Annotated in this window: 14 protein-coding genes; 6 read left to right on the top strand and 8 right to left on the bottom strand. The window is 64.5% G+C overall.

Annotated elements, in window-relative coordinates; all coding sequences use genetic code 11:
- Positions 1-40: 40 nt before the first annotated feature.
- Entirely contained in the window at positions 41-3,634 is a 3,594-nt protein-coding gene (locus E1263_RS24205; protein ID WP_132171166.1) for an SIR2 family NAD-dependent protein deacylase, read from the top strand.
- Positions 3,635-3,879: 245 nt separating this feature from the next.
- Here E1263_RS24205 and E1263_RS24200 read toward each other — a convergent pair whose 3' ends face one another.
- The 4 genes from E1263_RS24200 to rarD form a co-directional block, all read right to left on the bottom strand.
- The gene (locus tag E1263_RS24200) at positions 3,880-4,347 is read right to left on the bottom strand and encodes a cupin domain-containing protein (RefSeq protein WP_132171164.1); all 468 of its coding nucleotides are present in this window, start codon (positions 4,345-4,347) and stop codon (positions 3,880-3,882) included.
- Between the two features lie 54 nt (positions 4,348-4,401).
- Positions 4,402-4,884 carry an RrF2 family transcriptional regulator gene (locus E1263_RS24195; RefSeq protein ID WP_202869030.1) on the bottom strand — a complete coding sequence of 161 codons (483 nt, stop codon included), beginning with the start codon at positions 4,882-4,884 and terminating at the stop codon, positions 4,402-4,404.
- 75 nt (positions 4,885-4,959) lie between these two features.
- Positions 4,960-7,026 (bottom strand): PhoX family protein, encoded by a 2,067-nt coding sequence (locus E1263_RS24190; protein ID WP_132171162.1) that lies wholly within the window; start codon positions 7,024-7,026, stop codon positions 4,960-4,962.
- A gap of 97 nt (positions 7,027-7,123) precedes the next feature.
- Positions 7,124-8,041, bottom strand: coding sequence for an EamA family transporter RarD (rarD, locus tag E1263_RS24185; RefSeq protein WP_132171160.1), 918 nt, complete (start codon positions 8,039-8,041; stop codon positions 7,124-7,126).
- A gap of 98 nt (positions 8,042-8,139) precedes the next feature.
- Here rarD and E1263_RS24180 point away from each other — a divergent pair, with 98 nt between their 5' ends.
- Positions 8,140-8,892, top strand: coding sequence for a sugar phosphate isomerase/epimerase family protein (locus E1263_RS24180; protein ID WP_132171158.1), 753 nt, complete (start codon positions 8,140-8,142; stop codon positions 8,890-8,892).
- Between the two features lie 28 nt (positions 8,893-8,920).
- On the opposite strand, the gene E1263_RS24175 is transcribed toward E1263_RS24180, so the two are convergent.
- Both E1263_RS24175 and E1263_RS24170 read right to left on the bottom strand, forming a co-directional pair.
- Positions 8,921-10,363, bottom strand: coding sequence for a hypothetical protein (locus tag E1263_RS24175; protein ID WP_132171156.1), 1,443 nt, complete (start codon positions 10,361-10,363; stop codon positions 8,921-8,923).
- On the bottom strand, positions 10,360-10,860 hold the full coding sequence (locus E1263_RS24170; protein WP_132171154.1) for a SigE family RNA polymerase sigma factor: 501 nt from the start codon (positions 10,858-10,860) through the stop codon (positions 10,360-10,362). The genes E1263_RS24175 and E1263_RS24170 overlap by 4 nt, the downstream gene beginning before the upstream one ends.
- A gap of 200 nt (positions 10,861-11,060) precedes the next feature.
- On the opposite strand from E1263_RS24170, the gene E1263_RS44090 reads away from it, so the two are divergent.
- Positions 11,061-11,822: a D-Ala-D-Ala carboxypeptidase family metallohydrolase gene (locus E1263_RS44090; RefSeq protein WP_272949690.1), complete on the top strand. Its 762-nt coding sequence runs from the start codon at positions 11,061-11,063 to the stop codon at positions 11,820-11,822.
- On the opposite strand, the gene E1263_RS24160 is transcribed toward E1263_RS44090, so the two are convergent.
- Together E1263_RS24160 and E1263_RS24155 are read right to left on the bottom strand one after the other, a co-directional pair.
- Positions 11,819-13,066 carry a DUF445 domain-containing protein gene (locus E1263_RS24160; RefSeq protein WP_132171152.1) on the bottom strand — a complete coding sequence of 416 codons (1,248 nt, stop codon included), beginning with the start codon at positions 13,064-13,066 and terminating at the stop codon, positions 11,819-11,821. The two genes, E1263_RS44090 and E1263_RS24160, sit on opposite strands and share 4 nt — an antisense overlap.
- Positions 13,067-13,101: 35 nt before the next feature.
- The gene (locus E1263_RS24155) at positions 13,102-14,322 is read right to left on the bottom strand and encodes an MFS transporter (protein WP_238161482.1); all 1,221 of its coding nucleotides are present in this window, start codon (positions 14,320-14,322) and stop codon (positions 13,102-13,104) included.
- 67 nt (positions 14,323-14,389) lie between these two features.
- Here E1263_RS24155 and E1263_RS24150 point away from each other — a divergent pair, with 67 nt between their 5' ends.
- From E1263_RS24150 to E1263_RS24140, 3 genes are all read left to right on the top strand, one after another.
- Complete coding sequence (locus E1263_RS24150) at positions 14,390-14,866, top strand: hypothetical protein (protein WP_132171150.1); 477 nt, start codon at positions 14,390-14,392, stop codon at positions 14,864-14,866.
- Positions 14,867-14,943: 77 nt separating this feature from the next.
- Complete coding sequence (locus tag E1263_RS24145; protein ID WP_132171148.1) at positions 14,944-16,095, top strand: alpha-hydroxy-acid oxidizing protein; 1,152 nt, start codon at positions 14,944-14,946, stop codon at positions 16,093-16,095.
- Complete coding sequence (locus E1263_RS24140; RefSeq protein ID WP_132171146.1) at positions 16,092-16,742, top strand: HAD family hydrolase; 651 nt, start codon at positions 16,092-16,094, stop codon at positions 16,740-16,742. The genes E1263_RS24145 and E1263_RS24140 overlap by 4 nt, the downstream gene beginning before the upstream one ends.
- Positions 16,743-16,945: the final 203 nt, after the last annotated feature.

The following is a 16,945-nucleotide window of genomic DNA, read 5'->3' as shown; positions in this document are numbered from 1 at the left end:
CGTCACAGGACGTGGTGAGGTTCGGCATTGGGGGAAGTAGATGCGGCCGGAGCATCTTGGGTCGGTGCTGGCGCGACCGGATACCATCGTATTTGTAGGATCTGGAGTTTCGATCTGGTCGGGTATGCCCAGCTGGGGGAGCTTGCTTGAAGGGCTGGCCGAACACCTTGATCGTAATGGTTACTCATCGGAGCTAATCCGCCGGGAGTTGGCAGGCGGCGACTATCTATTGGCCGCCAGTTACGGTTTTGATGGGCTGACCGAGATGGATCGTTGCGTTTTCCTACGCAGTGTCCTGCTGGATTCGGAGGCTGTGCCGTCTGAGCTGCATCGTGCGATCGCGGGTCTTGGTAGCAGGTGCTTCGTGACGACAAATTATGACCGCCTGCTGGAGAGAGGCCTCAGCGAGTACCGGCCCGGCGAGTATTATGAAGTGGTCACGCCCCTCCAGCAGCTAGAGGTGGCATCGATCGTTCAGGCGCGTTCAGAGCGCTTCGTCTTCAAGCCACACGGTGACCTCGGGAGTTGCGACTCCATCGTCCTGACGCGGGAAGACTACCGCGAGTTTCACTCGCAACGAAGGCATGTCTTCGAGGCGATGCGGACGCTTCTGCTGAGCAGGCCAGTTGTATTCATTGGTTTCGGATTGAAGGACCCGGCCTTCCTTCTCATCCGAGACTCGATCTACTCGGCCTTTGGGGGAAACCCAGCAGATCATTTCGCGATCATGCCGGATGTACTCCCTGCGGAGGCTGACTATTGGCGGCGCAACTATGGAATTCATCTAGTTTCATATGCGACGAATGAGAACGCTCGCGGATCTGAAAAGCACGCTGAATTGCTCGAACTGCTACACGGATACGATACCTATGCGTCACGAGTTGACCGGAGTTCAAGCGACCAGAGCTCTCTTCCCTCGGATGGCGTGGATTTTGATAGTAGTGCGCACACGCTCGCTCTAGCGCGACATGCCCGTCGCCTGAAGAGCGTCATCCCGGTCGTGGAGGAGCCAATCCCCCTCGAGATAAAACGTACCGGGCACGAAGTCGAAAAAATCCCGGGGCCTATGCCGGACGGTGCTGACGCTATCTCAAACCTGGCCACGCTCCGAGAGGGCATCCTTCTCGAAGGATCGCCGGGTGCGGGTAAGTCATTCGTTTCGAAACAAGTCGTACGGGGTTTGGCTGAGAAGCTAGAAGATGCCTGCCTAACATCAGGTGTTACGGACTCTGGGGTGCGGGTTCCGTTGTTTGTGGAGCTTCGTGAATATCGCGGAAACTTAAAAGAACTGATCGAGTCGGACCTTCCGTCAGGTATCGACCTTGACTTTCTTCTTCAGACCCACAGTTGCTTGCTGTTTCTCGATGGATTCAATGAGGCGCCGGCGCGCGCCGCGGCCGACGGAACGCTTGTGGGGCAGATACGGGAACTGTTAGACGGGGCTGAAGGTTCCGGCGTCGTGATATCTACCCGGCATAGCGGAGAGCTGCATGGCCTAAACCTTCCGGTGTATGCACTCGATGCTATCCCGATGTCTTATGTGCTCGAGGCATTGGAGTCGGCAGGTCATGATCCAGCTGGCGTTGGCGATCAGCAAGTAGAGCTCCTGGCGCGGCCGCTGTTTTTTCGGGCGTGGGCAGATCGAAAGATCAGACTTGAGAAGTCTCAGAGTGTCCATGATATCTATGCTCAACTCATTGGTGAGATCGAGACTGGAATTTCACAACGACTCGGGACTCGTATCGACCTCGGTGATCTGCTGGGTTCCGTGGCGTTCGACGTCATTGACGGTGGTGGATTAACGGCGAGTCTTGGTCAGATAGACGCTGTGCTTCGTCGGTCTACCGTTGACCTTCCCCGCTCGGATGTACTAAACGCTCTTCTGAGCGATGGTGTTCTGATCCCGGCAGCTGGTCGGCGGGTGGCATTCTTCCATCACTCGATCACTGAGTATCTCGCTGCGAGCCATTTGGCGAAGCTGATTCAGGCCGACTCGTCGATTGTGCACCGTTGTCTCCGGAGGCCAGACTGGGATCAAACACTGCTTCTGACGCTTGGCTTCTTGCCGTCGGTGACCAGTCACGCTGTCTTCGATGAGGTTCTCACGGCCGACCCTGCCATGGCGCTTCGGGCTCTTAGCTACGCAGACCAAAAGGACGGCGCCTGGCTTGAGCGTGCGCTGATCTATCTGCGGAAGCGCGAGGAGCGGCCATTTGAATTCGAACTGACATCTGCATTGGATCGGCTTCACCCTCATGAGCAGCACATCCCGGCTCTTCTCGACCTGGTCGAGAATGCTGAAGCAAATGGTGCGCATGGGGCGGGCCCTCTCTGGCGGATCTCCGAGGCGAGCCGTCCGAGACTGATCGACCTCTTGCTTGATCCCGAGCGAGGGTACAATTTCCAGACTGCGATGGCATCCAGCCTGCGATTTTTCGTATCACCAAAACAGGTACTTAGAATTATTGAGGTGGCTGCCGAAATTGTGGTCGAATCGGCGGATCGGGACGGACTTCTCGCGGGAGTGGAGGTTGACCGATGGATTGGAACAGTCAGTGCGCTGTCGGAGATCTGCCAGGATTTGCCCGTCGGGGAACTCGTGCAGATCGCAAACCATAGCGATTCGGTTATGGTTGACTCGGTTATTTGTAACTGCCTGCGGGATATTCCGCATGAGCAGTCCTTCGAATATTTGGCGGGCCGCATTGCGGATGGCCTCGGGTATCCGATTTTCGATTTGCATATGCTACTTGAATACGAATACTCGCGAGATGTTCGTCTTCCACACTTTCCGGAGCTCATCCCGCATCTTATTGATGTGCTTCAGAGTGGAGGAGGTGACCGTTGGGCTGGTCCGTGCGTGAGTAGCTTGGTCTCATTTAGTGAGGAGTATCGCCAGGATCTCGTTGACTGCCCGATTGGCGATGGCCTATTTGCAGCATATAAGGCCTGGATTCTCGGCGATGAAACTGCGATATTCGATCACCTCGCTGGCCTGCTGAGCGCCGGAGCCGATTGGTCGTCTGTTCCGCTATTTATCTTGCGTTACGCCGATCTTGATTGGAGTCAGAGATCGGCAACGCTTCTCAGCCTTCTGCGCATCAGGGATGAAGCCTTGGCGGAGGCGTTGCTGACCGGCCTCCGGGATTCCGGCGTCACTGAAACGTCGCTCACCTTTCATCTTGAGGACTTGGCCTGGTGGATCGATTGGCTTCGAGAATGTGCCACTGATGAATCATTCTTGGCATATCAGCTTGGCCAGTTTCTGAGTAACTCGATGGATGCCGATAATAGGCGCGAGGCCGTGGGGCTCTTTAACGCTGGTGGTGAATTTCGGGCAGCTTTAGACGAATATGTACTTGCATTGATGCCGGAGTTGAATCTTTCCCACTTTACTGATGAGGCTGTCGATTGGATGGTTGGGAATTTATCTCTGCATGGATACCGCTTCGCCGTGCGTACTCCGCTCCTGGCCTCGGTGGCGGATGAGAATCTTGTGCAAGACCGATTGATTCCGGCCCTCGTTGATGGTCCGGGGGAATTACTGCGCAGAAATCTCCTTGTTGTGTTGCGTGAAGCAGGGGAGAAGCATGGGCGGCGCTATGTGGCGGACGATGGGTCCGTCCTGGGGTAGGTGCTAGGGGACGCTTCGGCTACGCAAGCATTGCGGCTGAAATGTCGGCCTGGTCGAAAGAATCTAGCAATCGCTGGTTGGTCGGTCAGACATTAGAATTCCTTTGGGGGTGAGGCCGGTTGCTCGGCAGGAATTGGACCTCCAAACTGGAGGCGCCGCTCGATTCAGACTGATGCTTTGGTCCCAATGCTGTCGTCATCACTGCGAGGAGCTGCGCCTGCGTGGGGCGGCCCGCGGTTATACGGCTAGCGGTTCTGCCAGGTGGGGCTTTCGGCGTAGTGGTTGTCGTAGAGGTCGCTGGTCTTGGCGACCTCGGCCCAGTCGGTGGTGCCTTGGTAGGCGCCTTCGAGGAGGCGGTAGTAGCCGAAGCGGGGCTTGGCGTGGGTGAGGACGAAGAGGACTTCGGCGTCCTCGGTGCCGGCTGCTTCGAAGGCGTGCGTGACCTGCGGCGGTACGACGAGGAAGTCGCCGCGCTCGAGGATGAGCAGCTCGTCGTCCAGGAGTACGCGGAGTTGGCCGGCCAGCACGAAGAAGAGCTCGGAGGCTTCGTGGTGCTGGTGCGGGGGAGCGCCTTCCTTGCCTGGCTTGAAGGTTGAGCGGTGGCTGGTGAGTTGGCCGCCGGTCTCGGTGACGTCGGCGAGCAGGGTGACGCCGCTGGCGGACAGGACCTCGCTGTCGGTGGCGCGGACGAGTACAGGCTTGGTGAACGTCATGGCGGACTCTTTCCGTTGATTGTGGATGTCTGATATCCAGAATTAAGGCAAACCTCAGGACTTGAGGTTGGCCAGGTGAGTGCGGGTGTTCTGCGGTGCGGCCGGGAATTCGGTCAGCACCTGCTCGGCGATGTCGGCGATGCTTTGGCCGGCGAGCTCGCGTCGATAGGTGAGCTCGGCGGCGCGCATCGCACGCGAGATGTGGCAGGTCTTCACGTAGTCGGTCTTCGGATTCGCTGCCGGACCGGCCTTGAGAATCTCGGTGCACCGGAAGGCGTCGTCGGCTCCGTCGATCGCCACGACGATGTCGAGCAGGCTGATCTTCCGGGCATCCCGGGCGAGTTGGAAGCCGCCCTTGGGGCCCGAGGTCGACGAAAGAATGCCGGCCCGGGAGAGCGCCTGTAGCTGCTTGTTGAGGTAGGCGGTGGGGAGGTCGTAGAAGGCGGCGAGGTGCTTGGCGGTGACCGCCTGGCCGGGGAGCCAGCTGAGGTTCACGCAGCTGTGCATCGCCCACTCGACGCCCTCGTTCATCTTCATAACCTGGATACTAAATGTCCTGAATAGCGGAAGTCAAGCGGCCCGGCACGCGAGGTGCCGGGCCGCCTGAGGTGGTCAGCTGCCGACGCGGTCGCCGTCGCGGCGCCAGACGCAGGCGATCGCAGGACGGGGGAACTTGTCGGTGTGCGGCCAGGTGGAGGTCGGCTTCTCGAAGGTCGCGTCGTCGGTCTCGCCCGGGTGCTGGACGGCGACGAACGCGGTCTTGTCGTCCTCCGAGATGAGCGGGCCGCAGGCCTCGGAACCGAACGGCACCGAGAGGAACTGCTTGACCTGGCCCCGGTTCGGGCCGGCCACCGGGACGGTGAAGATGCCGTCGTTCGAGCCGAGCTGGTTGCCGTCGGTGGAGATCCACAGGTTGCCGGAGCCGTCGAAGGCGACGTTGTCCGGGCAGGAGATCGGGCTCACCTTGGACTTGTCGAAGCCACCGAAGTAGGTCTCCTGCGCGGTCGGGTCGCCGCAGACCAGGAACAGGGTCCAGAAGAAGCCGGTCTTGGCCGCGTCGTCGCCCTCCTCGGTGAGCTCCAGGATGTACCCGTTGCGGTTACCGGCCTTCTCGGTCAGCGGGTCGCCGAGCTTCGCGCGGACGTGCGACGTACCGATCGGGTTCGCCTCGTCGAGCGCGAAGGCACCACCGCGCTTGTCGTTGTTGGTCAGCGCGGCGTAGACGCGGCCGTTGACCGGGTTGCGCTCGATGTCCTCCGGGCGGTCCATCCGGGTCGGGCTGACCTTGTCGGCGGCGAGGCGGGTGTCGATCAGTACGTCGGCGACCGACATCCCCTCGACGTACGACGTGCTGTCGCTGGTCAGCGGGATCCACTGGCCGGTGCCGTCGTACAGGCTGTCGTTGTTGCCGTCGCCAACGAACTTGGCGACGTACAGGGTGCCGGCGTCGAGCAGACCGAAGTTGTTCTTGCGGTTGTCCGGGTCGTACTTGCCGGCCGAGACGAACTTGTAGATGTACTCGCCCTTCTCATCGTCACCGAGGTACACCGCGATCCGCCCGTCGGCGGTGATCGTGGTGGTCGCACCCTCGTGCTTGAGCCGGGCGAGCATGGTCCGCTTGCGCGGAGTCGAGCGCGGGTCGTATGGGTCGACCTCGACGATCCAGCCGGAGCGGAACACCTCGGTCGGGGTCTTGGTCAGGTCGAAGCGCGGGTCGACGACGCTCCACTGCCGCGCGGACTTCGTGACGGTGGTCGGGACGCCGTACCGCTTGTACGACGTGACGTACTCCGCGGGGACGCTGCCGGTGACGTCGTAGTACCCGTTGAAGTTCTCCTCGCCGGACAGCACCGTGCCCCACGGCGTGACGCCGCCGGCGCAGTTGCCGAAGGTGCCGTAGGCAACCTTCCCGACCCGGGCGTCGTTCGCCGCCGGTCCGGTCACCTCGAACTTCGTGGTGGCGGTGATCCGGCGGTTGTAGCGCGACAGGCTGCGGTCCCGGCGCCACTGGCCGCTGTGGCCGACGCGCTCGATCTGGACCACCGACATGCCGTGCGCGGCCAGGCCGATCTTGGCCTGCGTGGCCAGGTCGTACTTGCCGGTCGGGAACATCAGGTACTCGTCGGTGTATTCGTGATTGCAGACCAGCAACGACTTCCGGTCGTTCCGCAGCGGCAGCACCATCGTGTAGTCGTTGTTGTAGCCGAACTGCTTTGCCTGCGATGCCGCCGACTGCTTGTGTGCGTCGAACTTCGGAGCGCCGTACTCGACCGGGTCGCCCCAGGCGATGATCACGCCCTGCTCGTAGCCGCGCGGGACGACGATCGCGTCCTTGCGGTTCGGCGGTACGGCGGCATGCGTCAGCTTGCCGTGGCCGCCGGAGAACCCGGGGAAATCGCCGTTGCCCTTCGGGAAGCCGCCGAACACCTGCTGGTCCGCGGTCGCCGGGAGGTTGGTCGCCAGCGTCGCGACGCCTGCGGCCGCGGCTCCGGCGGCACCCACCTTCAGCATGTTCCGGCGGGTGAAGGCCGACCGGAAGACCGACTGGATGTCTTCGTTGCCGGACGTGTTCGGCTGGGCGTGGTCGCACTGGTTGGCGCACTTGAGTTCACAGGTGCGGAACGAGCGGGAGCCATGGCGCGTACCTAGCTGACTGATCAGCGGGAGAAACTTGGTCACCCTCGGGACGATAGGGAGCGCAAGCAGGCCTTGAGTGAAGGTCAGATGAACGCCGGACGGCTTAGGCAACCCTCAGTAGCGAAGCGCAGTAGAACGATCACGCTACGGAGGTGGCCAAGGCGGCCCGCTCGAGCGCGATCGTCCGGCGCCGCTTGTTGAGGCTGTCGAAGGTGAAGAGCGCGAGCGCCAGCCAGACCAGGCCGAAGCCGGCCCAGCGCATGGGCGACATGTGCTCGTGGAAGAGCGTGACGCCGCAGATGAACTGCAGGATCGGGGCAATGTAGTTCAGTAGTCCCAGGGTCGTCAGTGAGATCCGGGTCGCGGCTGCGCCGAAGAACAGCAGCGGTACGGCGGTGAGCGGCCCGGTCAGCAGCACCAGGATGAGGTAACCGGCCCCGTGATGGGTGACGGTCGACTGGCCCTGCGCGCCCAGTACGACGATGGCCGCGATCGCGAGCGGGACGACGGTCGCGGACTCGACCGCCATGCCTTCGATCGCGCCGGCGTTGGCCTTCTTCTTGATGAGCCCGTAGAAACCCCACGAGAACGTCAGCAGGATCGCGATCCACGGCGGGCGGCCGTTCTCGATCGCCAGACCCAGTACGGCGATGAAGGCGATCGCCAGCGCGATCCACTGGATCGATCGCAGTCGTTCCTTCAGCACCACAACGCCGAGGAAGACCGCGAACAGCGGCGTGATGAAGTACCCGAGCGACGTCTCGACCACATGCCCGTGGATGACGCCCCAGATGTAGGTGCCCCAGTTGACCGAGATCAGCAGCGCGGCGCCCATCAACGCCCAGCGCTTCCGCGGTTGCCGGATCAGCTCTTTGACCGCGCCGAACTTCCGCAGTACGGCGACCAGCGCCGCGATCGTGAGCAGTGACCAGACGATCCGGTGCGCCAAGAGTTCGACCGCACCGGAGTGGTCGAGGAGCCGCCAGTAGATCGGGAACAGGCCCCACATCAGGTAGGCGATGAACCCGTAGATGAATCCTTTGCGCTGATCCGGCACGTACCGCACTCTAAGCCGATCGACAGTGGCATCCAACTACTTTGCTCATGACTTGAGACGATGAGGTTGGATAGAGGTGTGAACCTGAGGAGGCACCCGTGGGTGTGAGGACCGGTCTGGTCTCTGTGACGTTCCGTCAGTTGCCGGCCGACGAGGTGGTGGAGGTCGCGGCGCGGGCCGACCTGAAGGCAATCGAGTGGGGTGGCGACATCCACGTCCCGCTCGGCGACCTGGTCGCCGCCCGGCGGGTGAAGAACCTGACCGAGGTGCACGGCCTGCAAACCGTCGCCTACGGCTCCTACCTCCGGGCGGGCGCTGCCGACCGCGAGCAGATGCGCGCCACCGTCGCCACCGCCGAGGCCCTCGGTGCCTCCCGCATCCGTGTCTGGGCCGGCACAGTCGGTACGGCGGAAGCCGGGGTCGGCGATCGGATGGCGGTCACCCGCGGTCTCGCCGAACTGGCGGACGTCGCGGCGAGTTCGGGGATCGAGATCGCGCTGGAGTTCCACCGGAACACGTTGACCGACGAGGTCGACTCCACGATCACGCTGCTGATGGATGTCGGTGCGCCGAACCTCACGACGTACTGGCAGCCGCCGGTCGGTATGGGGGATGAGGAGTGCCTCGATCAACTGGATGCGTTGTTGCCGTGGCTGACGACCGTCCACGTGTTTTCCTGGGATCCCGACGGGACTCGCCGCCCGTTGGCGACTCGTGAGTCGCTGTGGCGGCAGGTCCTGGCGAAGCTGCAGGCGGATCCGCGCGAACTCAACGCCTTGCTGGAGTTCGTTCCGGACAACAACCCGGAGCAGCTGCTGAAGGATGCCGCCGACCTGCACGCCTGGCTGTAACAACCAGGCGCGCAGGCCGCGCGCTGCTCTAGATCGGCAGGTAGATCGCGATCAGCAAGGTGCCCTTGGTGGGCTTGCCCTTGGTCACCTTCATCTCGGCCTGACCTGCCGGTCCGGCCGAGAAGACCATCTTTGAGTCGCCTAGGCCGTCTTGCTCTACCGAAGTGCTGATCCCGGTGGTGCGGTCCCGGAAGTACAGCATGGCTTCGGCAGGACCGGGGATGCCGAGCTTCGAGCTGCCGTAAGCGATGGCGAACTGCTGGTCGGCAGGCGTCTTGATGCTGACCCGGCCTGCTGGGCCCTTGGCCGTCCGGACCTCGGCGAGCCGGTACTCGTAGCCGCCCATCTCGATGTGTTCGGCGAGCGCCGTACCGTCGATCAGACGTTGTTTGCCCTGCTGGTAAACGCCAGTGCCGAGCCGGACGTCGGCCGGCAGCGGCGGCGCCTGCTTGCCGGGGAGGGCGACGATCTCCGACACGAGATCGACCCGCTGGCCGGCCGGTGGCGACGACGCGACGCCGTGGCTGTTGCCGACGAGGCCATCGGTCGAGGCGGCGCCGCAGGTCGCCTTCGAGATCAATTCGCCGTTGAGTGACGTAGTGACCTCGTACGGCGGCAGCCCCGTACCGCCCGCGCTCTTGTTCGCGGTGCAGAACTCGTGCAGGACCAACGGACCGCCGGTCGAGGTGAAGCTGAGCTGAACCTTCTTCTGGCCTGACCGGCCGACGGTGGCACCGAGTAGCGTGTCGCCGCCGAAATGCTTGCGGTAGACCACCCCATTGGACTGGAAGTCGTCCGGCCCGACCGCCGGGATGCGCCTCGGGGTTTCGTCAGCGGAGAGCGGCTGGTCCGAGGCGGCGTAGATGCCGAGCTGGAGCTGGTCCACGGTCTCAGCCTTTCCACTGTCGGAGCCGACGACCTCTGCGGAGACTGTCGCGGATTTCCCGACAGGAGAATCCAGCCAGAGCGCCGCGTCGGGGTCGAAGGAACCAAGCCGGAGCGTCTCGGACTGGACGCTGCCACCCCGGCAGCCCGTGCTCCCGGCGTACCAGTCGCCGATCCATACGCGGACCTCCTTGGGCGCCGCGTAACCAAGGGCGTCACAGGAGGCGTAGATGGCGATCTTGTTCGTCGTCGGGGTCCAGGCGAAGCTGAACTTGCTCTGGTTCTTGTCGCCGATCCATGCCTTGAGCAACTTATCGCCGTTGACCGTGCCGGGGACCGTCTGGCCGTCCTTGACGTAGTCCGACGGAACGGGATCGGCCGGGTCTGGGGTCGTGGTGTTGAGCACGCCAGGGACGATCGCGACGGCAAGGGCGGCCACGGCCGCTACCGAGGCCAGAGCTCCCGCCGTACGGCGTTGCTTGGTACGGCGGATCTTGTTGCGCACACCGGGGAGCAGGTCGGGCTCACGGGTGGCGGCTTCTTCGGCGCGGGCGTTCAGCTCGCTGCGGAGGTTTTGGAGGTTCATCGCGGGGTCTCCTGGGTGGCAGGGGTGCCGGAGAGGAGGGCGGGGTCCAGGCGGAGTTTGGCTACGGCCTTGCTGGCTTGGCTTTTGACGGTGCCGACGCTGATGCCGAGGGTCTGGGCGGTCTCGGCTTCGGTCAGGTCCTCGTAGTAGCGCAGGACGATGACGGCGCGCTGGCGGCGGGGGAGCCGTTGGAGCGCCTGCCAGAGGTCGCCTTCGTATTCGGGGCCGGCAGCGGAGTTCTCGGGGAGTTCTTCGCTGGGGATCTCGTGCGTCCAGCGGCGGCGCCACCAGGAGGCGTAGGTGTTCACCATGATCTTGCGCACGTACGGCTCGGGGTTGTCGCCCTCGATCCGGGACCAGGCGAACCAGGCCTTGGCGAGAGCGGTCTGCACCAGATCCTCGGCCAACGCGTGGTCGTGGGTGAGCAGGTACGCCGTACGCAGCAATCGGCCGGAGCGGGCGGCGACGAAGGCGTCGAATCCCTCGCTTGATGTCACCGGCGGCCCCGTTTCTCCGGCACGCACAGTCAGCGCGCTGTTCTGGATGGTCACATCTTGCCTGACCAGGTGTCCCCGGGATTTGGTTGCCTGTTCGGCGCAAAGTTTCTTGTTGCCCCTAGGCAATCGCCAGATGTTGCCGCCATGCTGTCGGGCAGACAAGTCCCTTCACCGCCCCGGAGGTTGTCATGTCCCTGCTCATGTCCCGACTTACAGGCCGGCCGTTGCCACGGCTGGTCGCCCTGCTCCTGCTGTTCGCGGCGATGCTGACCGCGACCGTGACCACCCAGTTCGTCACCGCTACCGAGGCCCGTGCCGACGGCTGCTACACGTGGGGCCGCTCACTGGCCCAGGGCACGTCCGGCGCCGACGTGACCCAGCTCCAGATCCGCGTCGCCGGTTACCCCGGGTACGGCGCTCATCTGTCCACCGACGGCGTCTTCGGGCCGGCCACGAAGGCCGCCGTACAGAGGTTTCAATCGGCGTACGGGCTGACTGCGGACGGGGTCGCCGGCGCGGCCACGTTCAGCAAGCTCTACGCGCTGCAGGACGACGACTGCACCCCGATCCACTTCACGTATGCCGAGCTCGACGACGGCTGCGGTGGATCCGGGTACGACGGCGGTCCGCTGAGTGAGGCGGCCACCAAGGCGAACGCCCTGCAGACCATGTGGCAGCTCGAAGCCCTGCGGCACGCCCTCGGCGACCAGCCGCTCAACATCTCCAGCGGATTCCGCAGCATCCCGTGCAACCGATCCGTCGGCGGTGCGAGCAACAGCGAGCACCTCTACGGCCGGTCCGCCGACCTGACCGGTGTGCACTCGTTCTGCACGATCGCCAAGCAGGCCCGCAACCACGGCTTCGGCGGCATCCTCGGCCCGGGCTACCCGGCCCACGACGACCACGCCCACATCGATATCCGCACCAGCAACTTCTGGAGCGCCCCCAACTGCGGCATCTAGAGCAGTTGGCTGACCGTGTGAATCACTAGCCCCACCAGGGCGCCGACGACGGTGCCGTTGATCCGGATGAACTGCAGGTCGCGACCGACGTGCAGTTCAATCCGGGCGGACGCCTCGCGGCCGTCCCAGCGGGAGATCGTGTCGGAGATGACCGAGACGATCTCGTTGCCGTAGGTGCGGATGACGTAGCTGACGGCCTCGGTGGCGCGGACGTCGACCTTGGCCCGCAGTACGTCGTCGGTCTGCAACCGCTGACCCAGATCCTGGATCACTCGCACGCCGCGGACGCGGAGTGTGCTCGCCGGGTCCTGGATCGAGTCGATGAGTGCCGTGCGCAACGAATCCCAGACCGCGGTGAGGCTGGAACCCATGTCGGGGTGGGTGAGCATCCGCGCCTTGAAGGCCTCGAAGCGTTCCATCGTCTCGGGGTCGTTCTGCAGGTCGACCGCGAGCTTCTGCAGCAGCTTGTCGACGGCCTGCCGCGCTGCGTGGTTCTGGTTGTCCCGTACGTCGGCCAGCCAGGCGACCGCCTCGCGGTGAATCCGGTCGACCACCATCCGGTCGACCCACATCGGCGACCACCGCGGTGCCCGCGGACCGACCACGCCATCGAGCAGTTCGCGGTTCTCGCTCAGCCAGTCATGCGCCTCGACCATCAGCAGGTCGAACAAGGCGTGATGCGCGCCGTCGTCGACGACCGACTCGAGGAAGTGCCCCGCGATCGGGCTCAGCGGCTCCTGCACGAATCGCGGCAGCAGCGACCCACGGACGAACGCGGTGACGTCGTCGTCCCCGAGCTTCGGCAGCGCGGCTCCGATCGTCCGGGCGCCCTCGGCGACGATCCGCTCGGCGTGGTTCCCGGCGGCCAGCCACTCACCGGCCCGGCGGCTCACGTCGGCCGACTTCATCTTCTCCCCGACGACCTCCGGGGAGAGGAAGTTCTCGGTGACGAACTGCTCCAGGCTCTCGGCGAGCATGTCCTTGCGGGTCGGCACGATCGCGGTGTGCGGAATCGGCAGTCCCAGCGGATGCCGGAACAGCGCGGTGACCGCGAACCAGTCCGCCAGCGCACCAACCATCGCCGCCTCGGACGCCGCGTTCACGTACGCCCAAGCGCCCTCACGGTGCAGCGTGATCACGTAGATGACCGCAGCCAGCACCAGCAGCGACAGTGCGACCAATCGCATCTGCCGCAGCCCACGACGCCGTACCAGGTCGGCGGCGCCCAACGTCACTGTTGCCATACACCGATCCAACCAGGTGATACCCAGCGATCCGGTCAGGCGATGGCCTGGTCTGACCCTGATTTCTTGGCGCTGCGATCCATCAGGCCGGAGATGACCGCGAAGATCAGGCCCGCGACGGCCAGGCCGGCGCCTACGCGGCTCGGCCATTCGTAGCCGTAACCAGCAGCCAGTACGACGCCGCCAAGCCAGGCGCCGAGTGCGTTCGCGATGTTCAGTGTCGAGTGGTTCAGTGAGGCGGCCAGCGACTGGCCCTCGTGCGCCACGTCCATCAGGCGGGTCTGCAGGGCTGGGATCAGGATGCTCGCCGAGCAGCCCATCGCGAAGACCGCGATCAGGGCGGTCGGCTTGGTCTGCGCCATCCACCCGAACACGGCGAGGACCACGGTCACCGCGATCAGGCCGCCGTACAGGCTGGGCATCAGTGCGCGGTCGGCCAGCCGGCCGCCGACGAGGGTGCCGACGGTCATGCCGACCCCGTACGTCGCCAGGACGATCGTGACCGCGGCCGCGGAGAAACCGGCCAGTTCCGTCATCGTCGGGGCGATGTACGTGTACGTGGCGAACATGCCGCCGAACCCGACCGTCCCGACCAGCAGCGCCATCCAGACCTGCGGCCGGGCGAGTGCGCTCAGCTCGCTGCGCATGTTTGTCGCGCTGTCGACCGGCTGCGGTTTCACCCAGAACCAGACGGCCACGAGCGTCAGCAGCCCGAGTACGCCGACTGCCAGGAACGGCGTTTGCCAGCCGAGCTTCTGGCCGAGGAGCGTTGTCGCCGGTACGCCGACGATGTTTGCCACCGGCAACCCGACCATGATCATCGAGACCGCCCAGGCGCGCTTGTTGACCGCGACCATCGAGGTCCCGACCACTGCGCCGATGCCGAAGAACGCTCCATGCGGCAAGCCAGTCAGGAACCGGGCCGCCATCAGCATCTCGTAGCTGTTGGCCACCGCCGACAACACGTTGCCGAGCACGAACATCGCCATCAGGCCCAGCAGCATCCGCTTCCGCCCGATCCGTGCGCCGAGGGCGGCAATGACGGGTGCGCCGACAACGACACCGATCGCGTACGCCGAGATCACGTGGCCGGCGGTCGGGATCGAGATGTTCACGCCTTCCGCGATCTGCGGCAGCAGGCCCATCGTCACGAACTCGGTCGTCCCGATCGCGAACCCACCGGTCGCCAGCGCGAACAACGCCAGCCTGATGTGCTGGGACTCGGTCCGCTGGTCAGGAGTCACGGCAGTAGTCACATCTGAGTCTCCCAAACACCGGCGCTGTGCTCCCACAAACCTCCCAACCGATTGTTAAGTTGGCCCGATGAGCGCAACGCTGGCCGATACCGTCATCCAGTCGATCGACTGGTCGGCCTACGAGCTGCTGGGCGGTCCCGCCGACGGTTTCGGCGACCAGCTCGCTGCCTTCATCACCGTCGATGCGGACAACTACAAGAAGCGCTGGAAGACGATGGAGAACCACGTCTTCGCGCAGGACGACATCTACAGTGCCGCCGAACCCACGATCAGGGTCCTGCTCGCCGCGCTACTCGATCCACGGGGGCGCTCGGCGCGGATCGGGATTCTCGATCTGCTCTTCCTGATCACGCAGGCCGCGTCGTACCGGGAGGACGAGTTCGGGGCGAGATGCCTGCAGCTGGTCAGGGAGGGCAGCTGGCTGCTCATCCGCGAAGCGCTGGCGAGCGCTCCGCCGGTCTCGGACGCGTGCCTCGAGGTGCTGGACATTTGCGCACCGGAGTGCGCCGACATCGCCCGTCTCGGCGCACTGGTCGACGTCTAGGCCGTGGCGCGCCGGGCCAGGGCTGAGGGGCCGCCGGGGAGGTTCCTGACGGATGTCCTGGTGTGGGAGCATCCGGCATGGCCAACTTCGGTGATTTTCAGCTGCAGCTCTACCTGCAGGGGATGCTGCAAGGGACGACGCCGGAGATCACCACCGACCTCGCTCGGCTGGAGTCGCAGGCGGCCGGCTCGCTGTCGGCGGAGGCGATGGGCTACATCGTCCCGAGCGCCGGTAACGGCGCGACCGCGCGGGCGAACCTGGCCGCGTTCGACCGCTGGCGGTTGGTGCCGCGGATGCTGCGGGGGAGCGTTGAGCGCGACCTGAGCTGCACAATCCTCGGTACGGCGATGCCTGCGCCGGTGCTGGTTGCGCCGATCGGGGTGCAGACGCTGGCGCATCCGGAGGGTGAGCTCGCCACGTCGCGAGCCGCAGACACGCTCGGTCTGACGTACACGCACTCGACGCAGGCGAGCCACGCCATTGAACAGATCGAGGCGAAGAGCAAGTGGTACCAGCTGTACTACCCGACCGACCGCGACGTCTGCCTCAGCCTGCTGCAACGCGCCAAGGCCAGCGGGTACGGCGTACTGGTGGTGACGCTCGATACCGGAACCATCGGGTGGCGGCCGGCCGATCTCGACCGCGGCTTCCTGCCGTTCCTGAAGGGTGAGGGCCTGGCGAACTACTTCAGCGACCCGGCGTTCCAGTCCAAGCTCGCCAAGCCGATCTCCGAGGACCCGGGTGCTGCGGTCATGCTGTGGGCCCAGATGTTCCCGAACATCGGGCTGAGCTGGGACGACCTGGGTTTCCTTCGCGACAACTGGGACGGCCCGATCGTCCTGAAGGGCATCACCGCGGTTGAGGACGCCAAGCTCGCCGCTGAGCATGGCTTTGAGGGTCTTGTCGTCTCGAACCACGGCGGTCGCCAGGTCGACGGGGCTGTCGCTGCGCTGGATGCGCTTCCTGCCATTGCGGATGCGGTCGGTGAGCAGATGACGGTCCTCTTCGACTCCGGCGTACGCACGGGCGCGGACGCGGTCAAGGCGCTCGCCTTGGGAGCCAAGGCGGTCCTGCTCGGCCGGCCGCTGCTCTACGGTCTCGCGCTGGCCGGCCAGGCGGGCGTCGAACACGTCCTCCGCTCGTTCCTCGCCGAGCTGGATCTGACGCTGGCGCTGTCCGGCTATGCGAACCACCGCGAGCTCAACCGCGACTCGGTCACCCGCGCGTGAAAGCGGTCATCTTCGACCTCGACAACACCCTCTTCGACCACACGGGTTCTGCCGATGCCGCCGTACGGGCGTGGATCCCTTCGCTGGGCGGCACACCCTCAGATGCCTTGCTGGCCGAATGGTTCGCCATCGAAGACCGCAACTACAGCCGCTGGCTGTCCGGCGAACTCACCCACCAAGGCCAACGCCGAGCCCGCCTCCACGACTTCCTTCCCCTGCTTGGTCACCCGGTCCCTCAGACCGAGCCCGAGCAGGACGACCTCTTCGCCCGCTTCCTGGACCTCTACCGCGCGAGCTGGAGTGCCTACCCCGACGCCCGCCCCGCCCTGGAAGTTGCCCGAAGCAACGGTTGGCGCATCGGCATCCTCACCAACGGCAGCACCGTGCAACAGAACGCCAAACTGGAAGTCATCGGCCTAGCGCCGCTCGTCGACGTTGTCTGCACCACCGAGTCCCTAGGCGTCAGCAAGCCCGATCCCCAGTCCTACCTACAAACCTGCGCTGCCCTGGATGTAGACCCCACCGAAACCCTCATGATCGGCGACAACTACGCCCTGGACGTCGAAGGCGCCCAAGCCGCCGGCCTAACCGCCCGCCACCTAAACCGCCCCGCCGGCGACACCCTCCCAGCCCTACTCGCCACCTGATCCTCCAGCTCCGCCAACGCCACCATCTGGTGGGTCAACCCCAAGGCCGGTTAGTTAAGGCGGTTTGGGGTGGTGGCGGGGAGGTTGATGGTGATGGTGGCTTTGTAGGTGGTGCGGTCGAGTTTTGCTTGTTTGGCGGGGTATTTCGATTGTGCGCGTTTGACTGCGCGGGGGCTGATGCGGGTTCGGCGTGGTGGTAGGAG

Source organism: Kribbella antibiotica (assembly GCF_004349055.1).
GTDB classification, from domain to species: Bacteria; Actinomycetota; Actinomycetes; order Propionibacteriales; family Kribbellaceae; genus Kribbella; species Kribbella antibiotica.
Note: the sequence above shows the minus strand (reverse complement) of the source record. Positions and strands in the feature narration are given on the sequence as shown.

What these genes read in the sequence shown, in the direction of transcription:
- E1263_RS24205 (WP_132171166.1), top strand. Translation starts at nt 41, where the DNA reads ATGCGGCCGGAGCATCTTGGGTCGGTGCTGGCGCGACCGGATACCATC.
- E1263_RS24200 (WP_132171164.1), bottom strand. Translation starts at nt 4,347, where the DNA reads ATGACGTTCACCAAGCCTGTACTCGTCCGCGCCACCGACAGCGAGGTC.
- E1263_RS24195 (WP_202869030.1), bottom strand. Translation starts at nt 4,884, where the DNA reads ATGAAGATGAACGAGGGCGTCGAGTGGGCGATGCACAGCTGCGTGAAC.
- E1263_RS24175 (WP_132171156.1), bottom strand. Translation starts at nt 10,363, where the DNA reads ATGAACCTCCAAAACCTCCGCAGCGAGCTGAACGCCCGCGCCGAAGAA.
- E1263_RS44090 (WP_272949690.1), top strand. Translation starts at nt 11,061, where the DNA reads ATGTCCCGACTTACAGGCCGGCCGTTGCCACGGCTGGTCGCCCTGCTC.
- E1263_RS24160 (WP_132171152.1), bottom strand. Translation starts at nt 13,066, where the DNA reads ATGGCAACAGTGACGTTGGGCGCCGCCGACCTGGTACGGCGTCGTGGG.
- E1263_RS24150 (WP_132171150.1), top strand. Translation starts at nt 14,390, where the DNA reads ATGAGCGCAACGCTGGCCGATACCGTCATCCAGTCGATCGACTGGTCG.
- E1263_RS24145 (WP_132171148.1), top strand. Translation starts at nt 14,944, where the DNA reads ATGGCCAACTTCGGTGATTTTCAGCTGCAGCTCTACCTGCAGGGGATG.